This window comes from Veillonella sp. CHU732, assembly GCF_003992085.1.
Classification (GTDB): domain Bacteria; phylum Bacillota; class Negativicutes; order Veillonellales; family Veillonellaceae; genus F0422.
In genome coordinates this window covers 97,505-115,301 of record NZ_RQVC01000003.1, presented here as the reverse complement: position 1 = coordinate 115,301, position 17,797 = coordinate 97,505, and the positions used below count along the sequence as shown (strand labels likewise).

The 17,797-nt window shown below is 40.2% G+C and carries 17 protein-coding genes and 1 pseudogene; all 18 read right to left on the bottom strand.

Annotated features, from left to right (window positions below; translation table 11 throughout):
• Nucleotides 1-40: 40 nt before the first annotated feature.
• Complete coding sequence (locus EO121_RS02255; protein WP_127161079.1) at nt 41-1,348, bottom strand: YgeY family selenium metabolism-linked hydrolase; 1,308 nt, start codon at nt 1,346-1,348, stop codon at nt 41-43.
• 69 nt (nt 1,349-1,417) lie between these two features.
• Nucleotides 1,418-2,626: a diaminopropionate ammonia-lyase gene (gene dpaL / locus EO121_RS02250; protein WP_127161080.1), complete on the bottom strand. Its 1,209-nt coding sequence runs from the start codon at nt 2,624-2,626 to the stop codon at nt 1,418-1,420.
• Entirely contained in the window at nt 2,598-3,269 is a 672-nt protein-coding gene (locus EO121_RS02245; protein WP_127161081.1) for a transcriptional regulator, read from the bottom strand. Before EO121_RS02245 ends, dpaL begins: the two co-directional genes overlap by 29 nt.
• 220 nt (nt 3,270-3,489) lie before the next feature.
• A complete protein-coding gene (locus EO121_RS02240; RefSeq protein WP_127165701.1) occupies nt 3,490-4,677 on the bottom strand; it encodes an NADP-dependent malic enzyme in 1,188 nt (395 codons plus the stop codon).
• An 11-nt stretch (nt 4,678-4,688) separates the two neighbouring features.
• Nucleotides 4,689-5,477 (bottom strand): adenosylmethionine decarboxylase, encoded by a 789-nt coding sequence (gene speD / locus EO121_RS02235; protein WP_127161083.1) that lies wholly within the window; start codon nt 5,475-5,477, stop codon nt 4,689-4,691.
• Between the two features lie 99 nt (nt 5,478-5,576).
• On the bottom strand, nt 5,577-6,197 hold the full coding sequence (locus EO121_RS08740) for an XTP/dITP diphosphatase (RefSeq protein WP_231723404.1): 621 nt from the start codon (nt 6,195-6,197) through the stop codon (nt 5,577-5,579).
• A pseudogene (rph, locus tag EO121_RS08735) lies at nt 6,189-6,914 on the bottom strand (ribonuclease PH); the annotation flags it as partial. The gene EO121_RS08740 and the pseudogene rph, both read right to left, overlap by 9 nt.
• 550 nt (nt 6,915-7,464) lie before the next feature.
• Nucleotides 7,465-8,232 (bottom strand): amino acid ABC transporter ATP-binding protein, encoded by a 768-nt coding sequence (locus EO121_RS02225; RefSeq protein WP_127165699.1) that lies wholly within the window; start codon nt 8,230-8,232, stop codon nt 7,465-7,467.
• 9 nt (nt 8,233-8,241) lie between these two features.
• A complete protein-coding gene (locus tag EO121_RS02220; protein ID WP_370447196.1) occupies nt 8,242-8,895 on the bottom strand; it encodes an amino acid ABC transporter permease in 654 nt (217 codons plus the stop codon).
• Nucleotides 8,896-8,903: 8 nt separating this feature from the next.
• Entirely contained in the window at nt 8,904-9,725 is an 822-nt protein-coding gene (locus tag EO121_RS02215; RefSeq protein ID WP_127165697.1) for an amino acid ABC transporter substrate-binding protein, read from the bottom strand.
• Between the two features lie 215 nt (nt 9,726-9,940).
• Nucleotides 9,941-10,780, bottom strand: a complete 840-nt coding sequence (locus EO121_RS02210; RefSeq protein ID WP_164725830.1) for an Rpn family recombination-promoting nuclease/putative transposase — start codon at nt 10,778-10,780, stop codon at nt 9,941-9,943.
• 195 nt (nt 10,781-10,975) lie between these two features.
• Nucleotides 10,976-11,476, bottom strand: a complete 501-nt coding sequence (locus tag EO121_RS02205) for a hypothetical protein (protein WP_127165693.1) — start codon at nt 11,474-11,476, stop codon at nt 10,976-10,978.
• 78 nt (nt 11,477-11,554) lie between these two features.
• Complete coding sequence (locus EO121_RS02200) at nt 11,555-12,064, bottom strand: hypothetical protein (RefSeq protein WP_127165691.1); 510 nt, start codon at nt 12,062-12,064, stop codon at nt 11,555-11,557.
• A gap of 87 nt (nt 12,065-12,151) precedes the next feature.
• Entirely contained in the window at nt 12,152-13,138 is a 987-nt protein-coding gene (trpS, locus tag EO121_RS02195) for a tryptophan--tRNA ligase (RefSeq protein ID WP_127165689.1), read from the bottom strand.
• Between the two features lie 8 nt (nt 13,139-13,146).
• Complete coding sequence (gene glmS / locus EO121_RS02190) at nt 13,147-14,979, bottom strand: glutamine--fructose-6-phosphate transaminase (isomerizing) (protein WP_127165687.1); 1,833 nt, start codon at nt 14,977-14,979, stop codon at nt 13,147-13,149.
• A 638-nt stretch (nt 14,980-15,617) separates the two neighbouring features.
• Entirely contained in the window at nt 15,618-16,241 is a 624-nt protein-coding gene (locus EO121_RS02185; RefSeq protein WP_127165685.1) for an ATP-binding cassette domain-containing protein, read from the bottom strand.
• Nucleotides 16,242-16,250: 9 nt separating this feature from the next.
• Nucleotides 16,251-16,910 carry a molybdate ABC transporter permease subunit gene (gene modB, locus EO121_RS02180; RefSeq protein WP_127165683.1) on the bottom strand — a complete coding sequence of 220 codons (660 nt, stop codon included), beginning with the start codon at nt 16,908-16,910 and terminating at the stop codon, nt 16,251-16,253.
• Entirely contained in the window at nt 16,907-17,695 is a 789-nt protein-coding gene (gene modA, locus EO121_RS02175; RefSeq protein ID WP_127165681.1) for a molybdate ABC transporter substrate-binding protein, read from the bottom strand. The genes modB and modA overlap by 4 nt, the downstream gene beginning before the upstream one ends.
• Nucleotides 17,696-17,797: the final 102 nt, after the last annotated feature.

Below are 17,797 nucleotides of genomic sequence, written 5' to 3'. Positions count from 1 at the left end.
CACCTCATTAATAATTTATAGCTTTATAAAATGTAAACTATTATTTGCAATAGTTTGTAGGTAAGATTGCATATACTGCTGCACATGTTACAAGGTCTTGTTTCCATGTGATTTCGTTAGGAGCATGTGCTTGTGCTTCTGCGCCAGGACCGAAACCGATGCAAGGAATACCATTACGTCCCATGATGGATACGCCATTTGTAGAGAATGTCCATTTATCAGTTAACGGACGAGCTTTACGTTCTGCCAATGTAACTTCTGCACCAATACGTTCTGTACCGTATAAGGAGATGTAAGATTCTTCTAACGCTTTTGTTACTTTATGATCTTTAGGAATTACCCATGTTGGGAAGTAACATTCGATCGGATATGTTAAACCAGTCCAGGATGGACGAGCATATTCATACATAGATACTTTTGCGCCATGTGCTTTCACAGCTGGTAAATCTTCAATTTCTTTTAAGCAGCTTTGCCATGTTTCGCCTGCAGTCATACGACGGTCAAGAGATACTGCGCAAGAGTCTGCTACTGCACAACGACTCGGAGAAGTGTAGAAAATTTGGGAAGTTGTTACTGTACCACGGCCCAAGAAACGAGCTTCTTCATAATGGTCAGGGTTGAATTTTGGATCCAACATTTTTTCCAAGCCTTTAACGCGAGTGCTTTCAGTAGAGTTATTTGCATTTAATGCACGAACATCTTGTAAAATGTCAGCCATTTTGTAGATTGCATTGTCACCACGATCTGGTGCAGAGCCATGGCAAGATACGCCTTCTACATCGATACGAATTTCCATGCGACCACGTTGACCACGATAGATACCGCCATCAGTTGGTTCTGTGGATACTACGAATTCTGGACGAATGCCACGTTCTTTAATAATGTATTCCCAGCACAATCCGTCGCAATCTTCTTCTTGTACTGTACCAACTACTAATACACGGTATTTATCATTCAATAAACCTAAGTCTTTCATGATTTTTGCACCGTATACTGCGGATACGATACCACCTAATTGGTCAGATACGCCACGGCCACCGATTTCAGTATCGCTTTCAAATCCCTCATATGGATCAAAGTTCCAGTTGTCACGGTTACCGATACCTACTGTATCAATATGTCCGTCAAAAGCAATCAATGTTTTACCAGTTCCCATATATCCAAGAATGTTACCCATAGGATCCACTTCTACTTCATCGAATCCTAAGTCTTTCATTTCTTTTTCAATGCGGCGAACGTGTTGTTCTTCTTCTGCACTTTCACCAGGGAATGCGACGATTTCTCTTAAAAATTTTGTCATCGCTGGTCCATAAGCTTCTGCTGCTTTTTTTACTGCTTGTAAATCCATACCTTTTTCCTCCTTAAATACACATATACGTAAAAGTTAAAGTTAACTGTATATGACTACTTGATTATATTAAAATTTTCCTTGCCATACGATTTCTTGATATCGTGTTGGATCTGTATCCCCTTCTGTGGAGAAACAAAGAACTTTGGAATCTTTTGTAAGGCCTAAGTCTTCACGTAAATCTTTATATTCATCCATTGTCATAGCCGCTGCTACTAAACCAAATGGTACGGCACCAGATTCACCAGATGTGATGCTCGCATCACCTTTGATAGGAGCTGCACTCATGCGCATACCTAGGGATGCTACCCAGTCTGGAGCGGATACGAATACGTCCACATGGTTTTTTAAGATGTCCCAAGAGATTGTATTTGGCTCACCGCAAGCTAACCCTGCCATGATTGTTTGTAAATCGCCACCAACAATGCGTAAATCCCCGTCACCTGCTTTAGCACCTTTGTATAAGCAATCTGCCGCAGATGCCTCTACAACAACAATTTTTGGTTTCACAGGAGCATCTTTATAGCGGTTTACTACATAACCAGTAACAGCACCTGCTAAGGAACCAACGCCAGCTTGTACGATAACATGTGTTGGTACATCCACGCCTGCTTTTTCTAGTTGTTCAGTAGCTTCTAATGCCATTGTGCCATAGCCTTGCATAATCCATGCTGGAATTTCTTCATAACCATCCCAAGCTGTATCTTGGATAACAACACCATGATTAACTTTTTTTGATTCTGCTGTGGCTAAGCGTACGCAATCATCGTAGTTCATTTCTTCAATCGTAACTGTTGCACCTTCTGCCGCAATGTTTTGTTTACGAGTTTCTGTAGAACCTTTTGGCATAAATACTACAGATTTTTGGCCCAATTTATTAGCTGCCCAAGCTACACCACGACCGTGATTACCATCTGTAGCCGTGAAGAATGTAGCTTGTCCAAATTCATCGCGTAATTCTTTTGATGTTAATACAGAGTATGGTAACTCAGATACTTCTTTACCTAATTCTTGTGCCACAAACTTAGCAATCGCATAGGATCCCCCCAACACTTTGAAAGCGTTTAATCCAAAGCGATAGGATTCATCTTTGATAAACAATCTGTTCAATCCTAAATGCTCTGCCATACGTGGTAATTCAGTTAATGGTGTTTCTTCATATTGTGGGAAGCTTTTATGAAATTCCCTTACACCTTCACTTGATTTCACACTCATAATATGCGTATTTAGGTCCTCAGACCCAGGCATATTATTTTTCACCCATTGAATCCGTTCCATGTAATTCCTCCTCTTCTTTCACCTGATTTAGGTCATTATATAAAGTAAATTTAGAAACGTTGAAATATTCCGATATTTTATCAGATGCCTTTGAAATCAAAAAAGCGCCCTGGCAATATAAATATCGTATTGCTTCCAGACGCTCATTCTTATTCATTAAATGTGCTGGTCGCCCTACTACTTTTTCAGCTTGAGATAACATATCGCTCAACAAATCGCTAACAGATGTAACAATTCGTTCGCCTTTTGTTTCCCACGCTCGATTACTGGATGTAATAATCCGATCTAACGAGTTTTGCAATGTAATAAAATCAGTAATATCATAGTTGATACACAATAAATACTGTAATTTATCATTATCATCACGTATATACATCGTCGTCGATCGAAGAACCCTTCCATCTTTGGTTCGTGTAAGATAAGCTTGTTTACCCTGACACTGACCATCGTCATTTCGTATCGCATCTAGTACTGCATGCGAGGCGCCATCACCTACATTTCGGTTAGAAATATCCCCGTGCTCAATATACACAATAGAACTCTCTAATGTTTCTATTTGCACGTCGTGAATTAACACTTCACATGAAGCTCCAAATTGTGTCGCAATACCATGCGCAATTACCTTTAATTGTTCTAATTTCATACTTGTCTCCTAACTATTATTTAGGCTTTCTAACAATTTATTAGGTATGCCCTCATTATAGCACCATCAATTCTATAATTCAATACTTTTTCTAAATATTTTTTAGGTTTTCTAATTTTTTGTTAGGTGATAATTTTCACAGCCTAGACATATAAAAAAGATAGAGGTAGGTTGAGTCAACACTTCAACCTACCTCTATACTATATAAGAGTTCTTTATCTTAGTAAGGAACTTCTGTTTTACGTGCTACACCAGTTTTGATAGCTGTTTCAGCTACTGCTTTTGCTACTGCTAATGGAACACGTTTGTCGAATGCATTCGCTACTACGTAGTCTTCTGCTAATTCTTCATCTGTTACAAGAGCTGCTAGCGCCTCAGCGGCTGCCAATTTCATTTCATCATTGATTTCACGTGCTTGTACATCGATGGCACCACGGAAGATACCAGGGAATACGTTAACATTGTTAATTTGGTTCGGCGCATCGCTACGACCTGTACCCATAACACGTACGCCAGCTGCTTTCGCTTCTTCGTACATAACTTCTGGAACTGGGTTAGCCATAGCAAATACGATAGCATCATCCGCTAAGCTTTCCAAAATTTCTTTTGTGAAAGCACCAGCAGCAGATACACCTAACAATACATCAGCACCCTTTGCGATCTCTGCTAAGTTGCCAGTTTTTGTTTCTTGACCCAATGTTTTGATCAACTCAGCTTGTAAAGAATCTAGACGTTTGTAGTCTTTGTTCAATACGCCGGAGCTTACCATTAATGTAATGTCACGAGCGCCTGCTAAGTATAATAGACGAGCAATATTAGCACCCGCTGCACCAGCACCGTTTACAACGATTTTAACTTTGGATAAATCTTTTTTCACAAAGCGAAGGGCTGCTTTTACACCTGCTAAGCAAGCGATCGCTGTACCATGTTGATCATCATGGAATACAGGGATTTCTAACTCTTTTTTCAAACGATTTTCGATTTCGTAGCATTTAGGAGAAGAAATATCTTCTAAGTTAATGCCAGCAAAGTTTTTTTGCACTAATTTTACAGTGTTGATTAACACATCTGGATCTTTTGTATCGATTACCAACGGAATGCAATCTACATTGCCGAAACGTTTGAACAATAGGGATTTACCTTCCATTACTGGAATCGCAGCAGCCGCTCCGATATCACCTAAACCCAATACACGAGTACCGTCGGATACAACGGCTACCATATTAGAACGACATGTTAAGTCGAAGGATTTGTCTTCATCTTCTTTGATATGAAGGCATGGTTCTGCTACACCTGGAGTGTATGCTACCGTTAAATCATGAGCATCTTTTAATTCGTATTTTGTGCCAGTTTGCAAGAAACCTTTTAGTTCCAAGCGTTTTTCAATTGCCTCTTGTTTTACGTCCATGGGAAAACCTCCTAGATTTTCAATGATGGTAAGTTTCTACCGTAGAATATTTCCGCCATCTCTTGTTTGAGTTGTTGGTTAATTTGTTTGCGCTCTTTTAGCGTCAAATCTTCTTCGGTAATACCAAACAAATAATTATTAATGTCGTACTCTTTCAGCATCATTTTGGTATGGAAAATATTTTCTTGATACACATTCACATCGATCATATTGTAAAGATTACGAGTTCTAGAATTGATGTAATTTTGGATGGAGTTCATGCGGTGATCCATGAATAATTTTTTACCATGAATATCACGAGTGAATCCACGCACTCTGTAATCTAAGCTAATGATATCGGAATCAAAGCTATCGATGAGATAGTTTAATGCGTTGAGCGGAGAGATTTGACCACATGTGGACACGTCAATATCTGCACGGAATGTACTAACTCCATTGTCTGGATGGCTTTCAGGGTAGGTATGAACCGTCAAATGAGATTTATCGAGATGCATCACCACATCATCTTTATCTACTTTATCAACAGGTTCTTCCGAAATCAGAATGGTTACGCTTGCCCCTTGTGGATCATAGTCTTGCTTTGCCACATTCAACACATTGGCTCCGATAATATGTGAAACCTCTGTTAAAATATCAGTCAGGCGCTGTGCATTGTAAACTTCGTCAATGTATTCAATATATTGGCGTTTTTCTTCTTCTGTACGCGTATAACAAATATCATAAATATTAAAACTCAAGGTTTTCGTTAAATTGTTAAACCCATAGAGTTTCATTTTATTTGATTTTACAGATGTATCCATAACTTAATATCTGCCTTCCTTATAATACCTACCATTATTATATCGAATTAAATAAATATATTCAAGACTTTCGATATAAAATTTTCATTTTTTTATTAATTACTTAATTATAGTGTGTCGCAATTGCTCCACCAATGCCCGTAGCGCCTTACCTCGATGGCTAATAGCTTGTTTTTGTTCCATAGAAATATTGGCCATCGTCGTTTTTAATTTTGGAATGTAAAAGTATGGATCGTAACCGAATCCACCTTTTCCCATTGGGCTTAACTGAATAAGTCCTTCACAAGTGCCTGTAGCTCGAACACATTGTCCATCCGGTGTAGCCCATACAAGAGCACATTGATAACGTGCTGTTCTATCACTTGGAGTAACATCCACCAATTCCGCCACTAATCGCCGATTATTATCTTCATCACTGCGATGCAGTCCTGCATAGCGCGCAGAATATACACCTGGTGCACCGCCTAAGGCATCTACTTCTAAGCCAGAATCATCTGCCACACAAGGTAAACCACAAGCCTCTGCATAGTATAAAGCCTTCAGTTCTGCATTTTCCATAAAGGTAGTGCCAATTTCTTCTGGTTCGTCAATATCTACAACGTCATCTATCGTACGCACTTCAAAGCCTAATTCTTCAAAGGCTGCGGTAAACTCTCGAATTTTTCCTTTATTCCGTGTGGCTAATACCACTGCTTTCGGTGCATTTTCATGACCCACCATATGTCCAATTTCACCTAATGCTTCACGTTGTACTGCCATTAGTTGTTGTGTACCAGCTTCACCTAAATCTAATAGGCTATTCAACTCATTTCTTGTGAAAGTCCCATGTTCACCTGTTCCTTGCACTTCTACTAATTGGCCTTTACCGGTACAAACCACATTCATATCCACAATGGCTGCACTATCTTCTTCATAGCACAAGTCTAGCATAGGACCATCTTCACCAATTCCCATAGAAATAGCTGCTAAATAGTCCGTTACAGGAAACTTACCATATCCATCGTACATAGAATAGATAGCATCTACTAAAGCCACAAAAGCCCCTGTAATAGAAGCTGTGCGAGTGCCACCATCAGCTTGTAGTACATCACAGTCTACCGTAATCGATACTTCGCCTAAAGCTTCTAAGTCTACAACAGCTCGCAAGGCACGACCAATCAAACGTTGGATTTCCACGGTGCGACCTGTCTGTTTACCTTTTGCTGCCTCTCTAGGTACACGAGTATGTGTAGCTCGTGGTAACAAGGAATATTCTGCTGTCACCCAGCCTGTGCCAGTTCCTTTCAAAAAGCGGGGAACGCGATCCTCAACGCTAGCCGTACAAAGGACTTTTGTATTGCCACATTCAATTAGTACAGATCCCTCTGCATAGGCAGTGTAATGCCTAGTAATTTTCACAGGGCGTATTTCTTTTAAACTACGACCATCAATTCGCATCGTCATTCCTCATTTCCCATTACAATCGGATTATACATACCTCTTATTATACACAATCTCATGGCGGATTGGCAATTTATGTTCGCCTTTGACTGAGGGTCTTTGAGATGTCTGTGAGTAGGCCCCTTATGTATTTAGCAGAATGCGGTGCACTCCCTCAGAAACGGCACTGCGTAATGTTTCTTCGGAAGTACACCGCATTCTTATAAACTGTATTCATTAACTGATTAACAACCGCCTACTCACATTCACTCTACTAGCAATGTCTATGTATCAGTCAAAGGCAATCATCTACTTTGGGTCCGCCTATACGATTGTGTATGATCATCGGTATATGAGGGAAGAACTATACAAAATGACATTGCGCATTTAGTTGCCTGTATTCTATGAGGAAGTAAGTATAAGGCAAGGGTGTTTGTGCACAAAAATGCGACATACCTAGTACAAACTATATAATACGGTTTGTGTCTCGTTATGTCGCATTTGCTTTGCATTATTTGATACCAAAACTCGTAGCATGGGGTTTAGGTACGTTTATAATGTTTGAACCTTAAACTCTCAACATAGAGTTTAGGAACGCTTGTGTTCTTGGGTTTTGTGGATTCCCAAAGACCTGTTCTGGAGTTCCTTCTTCTTGGATTTTTCCGTCTGCCATAAAGATGACTCTATCTGCTACTTCTCTTGCGAATGCCATTTCATGGGTGACGATGATCATGGTCATGTCTTCTTCAGCTAGTTCTTTGATGGTCCGCAATACTTCACTGGTGAACTCTGGGTCCAAGGCGGAGGTAGGTTCATCGAAGAGCATAATTTCTGGTTTCATCGCTAATGCTCTAGCAATAGCGACCCTTTGTTTTTGTCCCCCTGACAAGGTGCTAGGGTATACATCTCGTTTATCCCAAAGGCCTACTTTTTCTAGCAAGGACTGAGCCATAGGTAATATCTCTGCGTCTTTCATTCCTTTCACCATGCGAGGTGCGACCATGATATTTTCTAGCACCGTCATATGTGGAAATAGGTTGAAAGATTGGAATACCATCCCCATTTTCAGTAAAATTTGTTGCTGTTCTTCTTTCCCTGCGTAGACCGCTGCCCCTGTGTTCGCCGGCGTGTCCACTAAGGTCGCCCCATCGACCCTGATAGTCCCTTTTTGTATGGTTTCTAGTTGTCCTAAGCAACGAAGAAAGGTGGATTTGCCCGATCCAGAGGGACCGATGATGGACACCACTTCGCCACGTTCCATGGATAGTGACACGTCTTGCAAGACCGCCACCGAGCCAAAGCTCTTTTCAATATGTAACATGTCTATGAAAGCCATGGTTTCCTCCTAATCTTCGTAAATCGCCATGCGGCGTTCCAAATACTGATATAGTTTCGTCAATACAAAAGTCATAGCCAAATAAAATACACCAGCTACGATGAAAGCTGTAATGTCAAAATCACGTTGTACAATACTGCGTGTAATACGCAAGATATCATTCATAGCTAAGACATACACCAAGGATGTATCTTTCAGCAGTGTAATCGTTTCATTTGCCAATGGTGGCAACACGCGTTTGATGACCTGCGGCAAAATAATCTTGTACATCGTCTGCACATAGGTAAAGCCTAATACCTTCGCTCCTTCATACTGCCCTTTTGGAATGGATTGAATGCCACTGCGGAAAATTTCACATAAGTAGGCAATATAATTCAACACGAAGGACAGCACCGCTGCTGTCATATCAGTCAACTCAAAGCCATCAATCATGAATGGCAAGCCGTAATAGATGAGCAAAATTTGTAACATCAACGGTGTGCCACGCATTACGTATACATAAGCATCCACGATGCTCGTCACCACTCGGTTTGTACTCAATCGGAGCAGTGCCAAGAGCAATCCTCCTGGCACTGACAAGATGATGACAATGAAGAACAAGGACAAGGTCACTTGGAATCCGCCGGCAATAGCCGGAACTATCTGTAACATATACTCCAGTATATCCATGCTTATTTATACTCCTCTTTCGTCAAGATAGATGTGTCGCCAAACCATTTTTGCGCCAATTTGTCAGCCGTACCATCATTCATCACTTCTTGTAATGCAGCATCAACTTTTGCTTTCAACGCTGCATCTTCCTTACGCATACCTACACCTACTTTTTCACTGGCGAAGGAGCCAGTGGCTACGGTGAATACATTGTTACCTTTTTTACCGATTAAATAACGGCCTACCATTTCATCCACCACGACCGCATCAATACGGCCAAGTTCTAAATCCATGAAAGCATTCACATAATCGCCATATTCTTTGATTTCTTTAAAGTTCTTAGATTGTGGATCATTTTTTACCGCTTCCAAACCAGTAGAACCTGATTGAACGCCTACACGTTTGCCATCGAGTTGGGCCTTGTCAGCAATCCCAGAATCAGATTTCACAGCAATAATTTGGTCACCTCGAAGATATGGTTTAGAGAACAAAATATTACGCTCCCGTTCCTTCGTAATGGTCAAGCCATTCCACAATACATCAATGCGTTTAGATTTTAGTTCTGCTTCTTTACTATCCCAGTCGATGGATTTAAATTCTACTTCAGAACCAATACGCTTTGCTACTTCTTTTGCCAAATCAATATCAAAACCTACGAGTTCACCTTTTTCATCTTTGAATCCCATAGGTGGAAAGTTATCATCTAAGCCGATGACAATTTTCTTCGGCACATCTGTGTTCGCCTGCTTCGTAGATGCTCCACAACCTGCTACTAACCCCACAATTACCAATGCACTAGCCGCCGCTAATACCGTTTTAGAACACTTTTGTAACCAATTCATAGTACTTTCTCCTCTCTACAGATATGTAATCTCTATTTCATGATTACATTATACTTTAGTTAATTAAAGTTGTAAAGAGATAAATTACAAAAATTTTATCATGTATTATGAAAGTAATTTATACTGACATCCCCCAACAGCTAACTATCAAAACAAAAGCGATATAGTAAGTTAAGTACTCACCATATCGCTGATTTTCTCTTTACCAATATGTTTTATATCAAGCCATGTGCTTTGCCTATTTCATTTATTTCTTTTAGCGTTAAGTTAGTAATCTTGGCAATCATCTGCATGGATATATTCTCTCGAAGCATTTGAATGACAACTTCAATTTTCGCTTTAGCCTTGCCTAGATTTTCACCTTCTACTAACCCCTCTGCTCTTCCTTCAGCTACGCCTTCTTTCCAATATGTATAATGATCCATTGATAGCATTGAATATTCCTCCCTCCAAGCCTCACAATGTTTTGCTTCATCTACGGCACTTTCAATTTCTCGTAGTAACTCATCCGATGCAGCATGACCATCCACATAATCTAAAAATCGTTGCAGCGGTTTTGAAATATCATCCACTTTACCCTTGGTACTTAAAAACAATTTTGTAGCCCCATCGTTCAACAGAATATCATGTTCTTCCATACAAACATTTTTGAATGTGTACTTATGACGATTTCCAGTAAACACAGGGAATGTACAAATAAAAATAATATACGAATCATTTAATGTCATGTACTTCTGCCCTTTTTGTAAATGATACATATCCAAAATACTTTGGTAAAAGCGTGTACGCTTTACCAGTTCTTCCATATCCTTGCTGGTTTGCATCTCGATATTGAATACAGTTCCTCTGTCGTCATTCACATAGACATCTAAACGAATACTTTTCGTTTCCAAGCTTACATCCAGAGTTTTCTCCTCTTGAATGTAAACGATATCCTTGATAGAAATATCCAGCAACCGTTCCAATACTGCCTTACAAATGGATTTCTTTAGCATGACCTTTTGAAAGATAAAATTGTCCTGAATGGTCAGTTCATCGAATGATTTAATACGCATATAACGCCTCACTTTCATTCTTACCAAAATTATACCACAATTACGTGCTAGGTCGGTAGATACACCTCCAGCATATAGTTTCACTTCTCCTTGAATCGTATCCTTCCTCTAAAATTTCCTAACAGTGAATATTTTCAAAAAAACAAATAAAAAGAACCACCTAGCACCTTGCCAAGTGGTTTTTTATAATCCTATTCAAGTATTTTTATATCGATTCAGTGCCTCTAAGACTTTCATTTTATCTTGATGGCTCAGAAACTGTAAGCTAATGGGCACGATATATATACCGCCCGTTTCTGTTTGCACATACAAGGTTTTCCAGTCCTCTCCAAATCCCATGATGCCTTGATAATGAATAAAGGTCAAATATAAGTCTGGTGCAAAAAAACGTTCAATTCGTTCTTTTACCAATATAGGCGTTCGTTTTAGAATGAGCCCTTCTGTAGCAATATAAATCTCCACATCGTCTTGCTGGTACATGCGAAGTAAGGCGTAGCCAGCAACCATCACGAGGAGGATAAGCCACATATTCATCCCTGACCCTAGTTCTCGATATAGGAGCACACTACGATAGACGCCCCATACTGCAATGGCTGCATATAACAGCTGAAAGCCCCATACCATAACCGTAGAATTATGTATTTCTTCTTGAATCGTTCCACAAGGAAACATGTTCTCTAATTCTTCACGTTTCATAGGTCCTCCAAATATACAGCTTGAAAAATAGTTATGTTTATTTCCTAATACATTAGTTTCTACATAAATATGCAATATCTAGTCTTGTTTATTTTCTAAGCTATAATTGATTCTTAAGATTGGTCTTTTTGACTCCTCTTCTCGTGCTTGCTCTAGCTCTTCTGCTTGCCGCTTCTCATAGGCTTTCGCCTTAGTATCACGATCTGTTAGTTTTTTTACCAGTTCCCAGATTGTCTTGCCGCTATCAGAGTTACTAGACTCAAAGCTATAATCATTGATTCGCCGTCCTACCACAACATTAGATTCTGGTTTATAAAGCAATGAATCTTTCACCATTATCGAGCCACTATTAAAATACAGCACATAATGTACAACTTCTTGACGATCTTCGTTTGTATCAAGTCTAGCTATCCAAGCATCAGCTGTGTCCAATTCTTCATTATAGGAAACTGTATTCACATCAAGTTTTAAGAGTAAACCATCATTAGAAAATACTGTCTGCCAACGTGGATCGTTAAAGTCTTTTCCACTCACTGTATGGAAAAATCCTAGAAACAATACCATTCCTAATACTATGCATTTTTTCATCTTATCCCCCGCATTTTATATCTCCTACAACACGATACCAAAAAGATGTAATGAAACGCCACGAGAGCATCTCATTACATCTTACTATTACTTACGTCGTAGGCCCATAGCTTCTTCTACACGAGCCAATGTTACATTCGCCACAGAGGCTGCTTTTTCAGCACCTTCTGTCAAAATCGTATCTAGCTCTGGACTGTCGATTAATTCTGCATAGCGTTCATGGATCGGTGTCAACGCTCCTACTAATAGGTCTGCAATGTCACCTTTGAAAGTTCCATAGTTTTTACCAGCATACATGCTTTCAATAGCCTCAAAGGAATCTCCTGTTAAAGCATTGTAAATGCCCATCAAATTGGAGATACCTGGCTGTTTTTCTTTGTCGTAGCGCACTACGCCTTCCGAGTCAGTAGCAGCTTTCTTAATCTTCTTCACCACTACATCTGGCGCATCCAACAAGCGGATTGTCGCCCAATTATTATCATCAGACTTACTCATTTTCTTTGTTGGATCTTGTAAGGACATGACACGAGCACCACCTACGGTAGTTTTAATTTCCGGCATAGCAAATACTTCGCCATATTTGAAATTGAAACGTTGTGCCAAGTCACGAGTTAACTCGATATGTTGACGTTGGTCGTCCCCTACCGGCACATAGTTAGTTTGGTATAACAAAATGTCCGCCGCCATCAACGGTGGGTATGTCAACAAACCAGCTGGGATCGTTTCCCCTTGTTTCGCCGATTTATCTTTGTACTGGGTCATACGCTCTAGCTCGCCGATGGAGCTTAGGGTTGTTAAAATCCAACCCAACTGCGCATGGGCAGGTACTTCGGATTGCACGAACAAGGTTACTTTATTAGGGTCTAGGCCCACTGCCAAGTATAACGCAGCAAGGCTTCGCGTATTGTGGATTAAGTCCTTTGGATCTTGTGGCACTGTAATCGCATGTTGGTTCACGATACAGTAAAAACATTCATGGTCATCTTGGAATGTCAAGAAATTGCGAAGAGCCCCAAGGTAATTCCCAATGGTCAACTCACCGCTCGGTTGAATTCCGGAAAAAATAACGGACATAGTATCTCCTATTCTACGGTTACGGATTTCGCTAAGTTTCTTGGTTTATCTACGTCAGCACCGCGTGTGATGGCTGCATAATATGACAACAATTGCAATGGCACAACAGCTAAGATAGGCACTGTGAAAGCGTCAGTTTTTGGCACGAAGATAGTATGGTCAACATATTTCGCCAATTCTTCGTCGCCTTTCATACCCACACCGATGACAATGGCATCACGAGCTTTTACTTCTTTGATGTTGCTCATCATTTTTTCACGCACAGATTCTTGTGTTGCCAAGGCGATCACAGGAATGCCTTCTTCAATCAATGCCAAAGTACCATGTTTCAACTCACCACCTGCATAGGCTTCTGCATGGATATAAGAAATTTCTTTCAATTTCAAAGACCCTTCCATAGCTACGGCATAGTCGATTAAACGGCCTAAGAAGAAGGCATCCTCTTTATAACCATAATGGTTAGCAAAGGCTTTGATTTCGTCCACGTTTTCAAAGATTTCATGAGTCAATGTAGGTAACTCTTGTAAATTTGTCAAAATTTCGTGTTTTACCGCTTCATTGATGCGACCATTTAATTGACCTAAGTACACAGCCAACAATAATAAAGCTACTAATTGTGTGGTGTACGCTTTTGTGGAAGCTACGGCGATTTCAGGACCTGCCCATGTGTAGATAACTTGATCCGCTTCACGAGATACGGCGGAACCCACTACGTTGGTGATACCCAAGGATTTAGCGCCTAAACGTTTTGCTTCTTTCAAAGCAGATAATGTATCGCTTGTTTCACCAGATTGGCTGATGACGATGCATAAGGTATCTTCATCCGTTAATGGTGTACGGTAACGGTATTCAGAAGCGATGTCTACTTCTACTGGAATACGAGCTAATTGCTCAATGTAGTATTTTGCTACTAAACCTGCATGGTACGCTGTACCACAAGCAGTGATTAAGATACGTTTGATACCTTTCACTGTATCTGGTGTCCAGTTCAATTCATCATAGATAACTTCTGTAGCATCTTTATTAATACGGCCGCTCAACGTATCACGAATCGCTTTTGGTTGTTCGTAAATTTCTTTTAACATGAAGTGCTCATAGCCACCTTTTTCAGCCGCTTCTGCATTCCATGTGACATGATAAATGTCTTTTTGCACTGGTTGACCAGCTCGGTCAGTGATTGTCACGCTATCTGGTGTGACGATAACAACTTCGTTGTCGTTGATGATGTATGTTTCACGAGTGCGTTGAATAATGGCTGGGATATCAGAGGCGATGAAGTTTTCACCTTTTCCTAAGCCCACTACCAATGGATTATCTTTTTTCGTAGCAATGATTTTATTTGGCTCATCGGCGCAAACCATTACTAAAGAGTAAGACCCTTCGATGCGTTCTAACATGCGACGAACGGTACTTTCAAAATTGCCATCATACATATCGCTCAATAAGTGAGCCACTACTTCTGTATCTGTTTCAGATGTAAATTCAACACCTTTAGCCAACAATTCTTCTTTCAATGGCATGTAGTTTTCGATGATACCATTGTGTACTACGGCAAATTTGCCATCTGTGCTAGTATGCGGGTGCGCATTCATATCGCTTGGGCGACCATGCGTTGCCCAACGAGTATGACCGATGCCGATATGGCCTTGGTTAGGATCTGCTTTCACTACAGCTTCCAAATTCGCCAAGCGTCCCATTTTCTTTTGTACTTTAATCACATTGTTTTCGCCCACTACGGCAATCCCTGCAGAATCATATCCGCGGTATTCTAATTTCTCCAAACCTTCCAGCATAAAATCTGCTGCATTTTCAAATCCAATATATCCTACGATACCACACATGGTATGTACCTCCTTGATTAATTCATTACTATTGCTTCTGAAAGTAGCCTTTGTGCACCTAGTTACCTCGGTGTTTTGCTCTACTTCTACGACTGAAGCTAGCCGAGAGGCATCCGCTGAATTTCGATACTCCTCTACCTCGTCTACTGTGAAAGCTGTCTCTTTCCAGTACTTGCGCTATTCGCCTTTACGAATTTGGTTCCTCCTTTGCATGTGTTTCGACAGTTCTGTTGACTATGCCTAAGTCTTTAAAAATAGTCATAATCAGTAGTATTATACTTCATATGAGCAACAACTGTAAAGAAGCAAACACATTTACCCTTAACTATCATAAACGGCATATACTATTGCCATAGTCTACACCTGCATAGATGTATCATGAAAACTACAAAGACCCTCTGCTATTGTTATACTATACTGAAAAGTGATTCTACCATTATATAGAGCTACCATAATGTACTATAACAAAATAAAATAGAGAAATGTTGACCAAAACGTATCAACATTTCTCTATTGTTCCATTGTGTTATTATGTTATCTTGCTATTATGCATTTGCCCAGGTAGTCATCACCTCAGTGTTGCAATATAGGTTCACCTATCTCCGTTATATTGTATAAGCACTGAACTTGCGTTCCCATTACACCTCTTCTGCAATCACTCCATCACGACACAACAGTCGGTGGTTTCCTACGGCAGCCGCCTCTTCTTCACTGTGGGTGACCCACAAGCAGGGGATAGCCCATTCAGAAATAATAGCTACCAAATCTTGTTGCAATTGAGCACGTAAATTCACATCTAAGGCCGTGAGCGGTTCGTCTAGGATGAGTAGCACTGGTTTTGAGTATAGTGCTCGTCCTAAGGCAACCCGTTGTTGCTCCCCACCAGATAAGCCTTTCGCTTTTTTCTTCAGATGTGGTGTCAATCGCAAACGTTCCACAATATGATCGAATAACTCAGGAGAACCTTGTTTACTATACCGAATATTCTCCTCTACCGTCATATGGGGAAACACAATATTGCCTTGCGGCATATAGCCAATGTGCCGTTCTTGGGTAGGTATACTCCTTCCCTTTTCAAACCATACCGCATCATCAGCTCTAATTATACCTTCTTTTGGCGTCAACAATCCACATAAGGCTTTCAAAAATGTAGATTTTCCACTTCCAGAAGGGCCCATCAATGTAGTAATACCTTCTTGTAATGTACCTTGGGCTTTCACAACAAAAGTACCTCGTTCTATGACGATATCAAAGGAAATCATAGTACCTCCTTACCGATTCGAGAAGAGGGAACCTTTTGTAAGACTTTGAATGGCCCACACAAGCCCCAACGTTAACACACAAATATAAATCACTAATTCAAATGCACCACTATAATCGCCAAATTCCACGAGCGAATAAATGGCCAGTGGCATCGTCCTTGTCACACCTGGAATATTGCCGGCAATCAATATGGTGGCACCAAATTCACCTAACCCACGAGCAAAACACAGAATGGAACCGCTGAGGATTCCTTTCCATGCCAAAGGCAAGGAAATTGTCCAGAACACCCGAAACTCGGAGGCCCCCAAGGTGCGAGCTACGTCTTCCATATCGCTATCAATGGCAGCTAAGGCTGTTCGCACTGATTGATAAAATAATGGAAAGCTCACCACTGCAGATGCAATAATAGCGCCTATCTTAGAGAATACCACACGAATTCCGTGTGCCTCTAACCAGGCACCAAAAGCATTACCTGGGGAGAATATGATGAGTAACACAAAACCCAATACCACTGGCGGTAATACCAAGGGCAATGTAAAGAAGGAATCGATCAAAGATTTTCCCGGAAAGGCATAGTGTTTCATCACATAATTTAGGCTAAGACCGATAACCATATTGATCAATAAGGCGATGAATGCCACTTCTATGGATAACTGTAAAGCTATCATTTTTTAGTAGGCTCAGCGAAGCCCCATTTAGCCAATACTTCACTCGCTTCTTTACTTGTTAGGAACGCATAGAAATCTTCAGTTAATTTATTTTGGTTCTTTTTCACCACACCGATAGGGTACTCAATAGGTGCATGTAATTTAGCATCCACTGTAGCAGAAATATCTACTTTTTCTTTCAATGCCAATGCATCAGTTTTATATACAAATCCTACATCAGCTGCGCCTTCAGCAATATACGCACCGACAGCTTTTACGTCTTTTGCAAATACGATATTAGGTTCTACTGCATCCCATAAATTCGCTTTTGTTAAAGATTCTTTTGCATATTTACCAGCTGGCACTGTTTCTACTGTACCAATAGCTACCCGTTTTGCATTCGCAATATTGTCCAATGTAACAGCCTCTTTACCTTTTGGTACGATCATGACCAATGTATTTGCTACGAATGGGCGAATATTATCCATTAAACCTTTTTCATTTAATTGATCCATATTCTTTTTGTTCGCAGAAATAAAGATACTGGATGGTGCGCCTTCTTCAATCTGTTGACGTAAAGTACCAGAGCCAGCATAGACCACATTGATTTGCTCAGGTTTTAAGTTATGTTTTTTCACATAGTCTGCTTTTAATTCTTCCATAGCCCCTTGCATACTAGCTGCTGCAGATACGGTAATCGTTTCTGTTGTAGATGGTGCTGTAGACGATGTAGTACCTTGTCCACCGCAGCCAGCCAATGCTAACATACCTGCCATAACTAAACCCATTAACCAATTACGCTTCATAATGATATCCTCCCTTTTAAATAATATACAATTAGAAGCTTACTACATATTCTCATTATACTAGAAAAACAATATTAGGCAAAATGATTTATATTCATGTGG

Coding starts and splice junctions, on each gene's coding strand:
- speD (WP_127161083.1), bottom strand. CDS start 5,477: ATGGATACATCTGTAAAATCAAATAAAATGAAACTCTATGGGTTTAAC.
- EO121_RS08740 (WP_231723404.1), bottom strand. CDS start 6,197: ATGGTGGGTCATGAAAATGCACCGAAAGCAGTGGTATTAGCCACACGG.
- modB (WP_127165683.1), bottom strand. CDS start 16,910: ATGATAGCTTTACAGTTATCCATAGAAGTGGCATTCATCGCCTTATTG.
- glmS (WP_127165687.1), bottom strand. CDS start 14,979: ATGTGTGGTATCGTAGGATATATTGGATTTGAAAATGCAGCAGATTTT.
- EO121_RS02210 (WP_164725830.1), bottom strand. CDS start 10,780: ATGCGTATTAAATCATTCGATGAACTGACCATTCAGGACAATTTTATC.
- EO121_RS02240 (WP_127165701.1), bottom strand. CDS start 4,677: ATGGACGTAAAACAAGAGGCAATTGAAAAACGCTTGGAACTAAAAGGT.
- modA (WP_127165681.1), bottom strand. CDS start 17,695: ATGAAGCGTAATTGGTTAATGGGTTTAGTTATGGCAGGTATGTTAGCA.
- EO121_RS02215 (WP_127165697.1), bottom strand. CDS start 9,725: ATGAATTGGTTACAAAAGTGTTCTAAAACGGTATTAGCGGCGGCTAGT.
- EO121_RS02200 (WP_127165691.1), bottom strand. CDS start 12,064: ATGAAAAAATGCATAGTATTAGGAATGGTATTGTTTCTAGGATTTTTC.
- EO121_RS02205 (WP_127165693.1), bottom strand. CDS start 11,476: ATGAAACGTGAAGAATTAGAGAACATGTTTCCTTGTGGAACGATTCAA.
- EO121_RS02245 (WP_127161081.1), bottom strand. CDS start 3,269: ATGAAATTAGAACAATTAAAGGTAATTGCGCATGGTATTGCGACACAA.
- EO121_RS02185 (WP_127165685.1), bottom strand. CDS start 16,241: ATGATTTCCTTTGATATCGTCATAGAACGAGGTACTTTTGTTGTGAAA.
- EO121_RS02255 (WP_127161079.1), bottom strand. CDS start 1,348: ATGGATTTACAAGCAGTAAAAAAAGCAGCAGAAGCTTATGGACCAGCG.
- dpaL (WP_127161080.1), bottom strand. CDS start 2,626: ATGGAACGGATTCAATGGGTGAAAAATAATATGCCTGGGTCTGAGGAC.
- EO121_RS02225 (WP_127165699.1), bottom strand. CDS start 8,232: ATGGCTTTCATAGACATGTTACATATTGAAAAGAGCTTTGGCTCGGTG.
- trpS (WP_127165689.1), bottom strand. CDS start 13,138: ATGTCCGTTATTTTTTCCGGAATTCAACCGAGCGGTGAGTTGACCATT.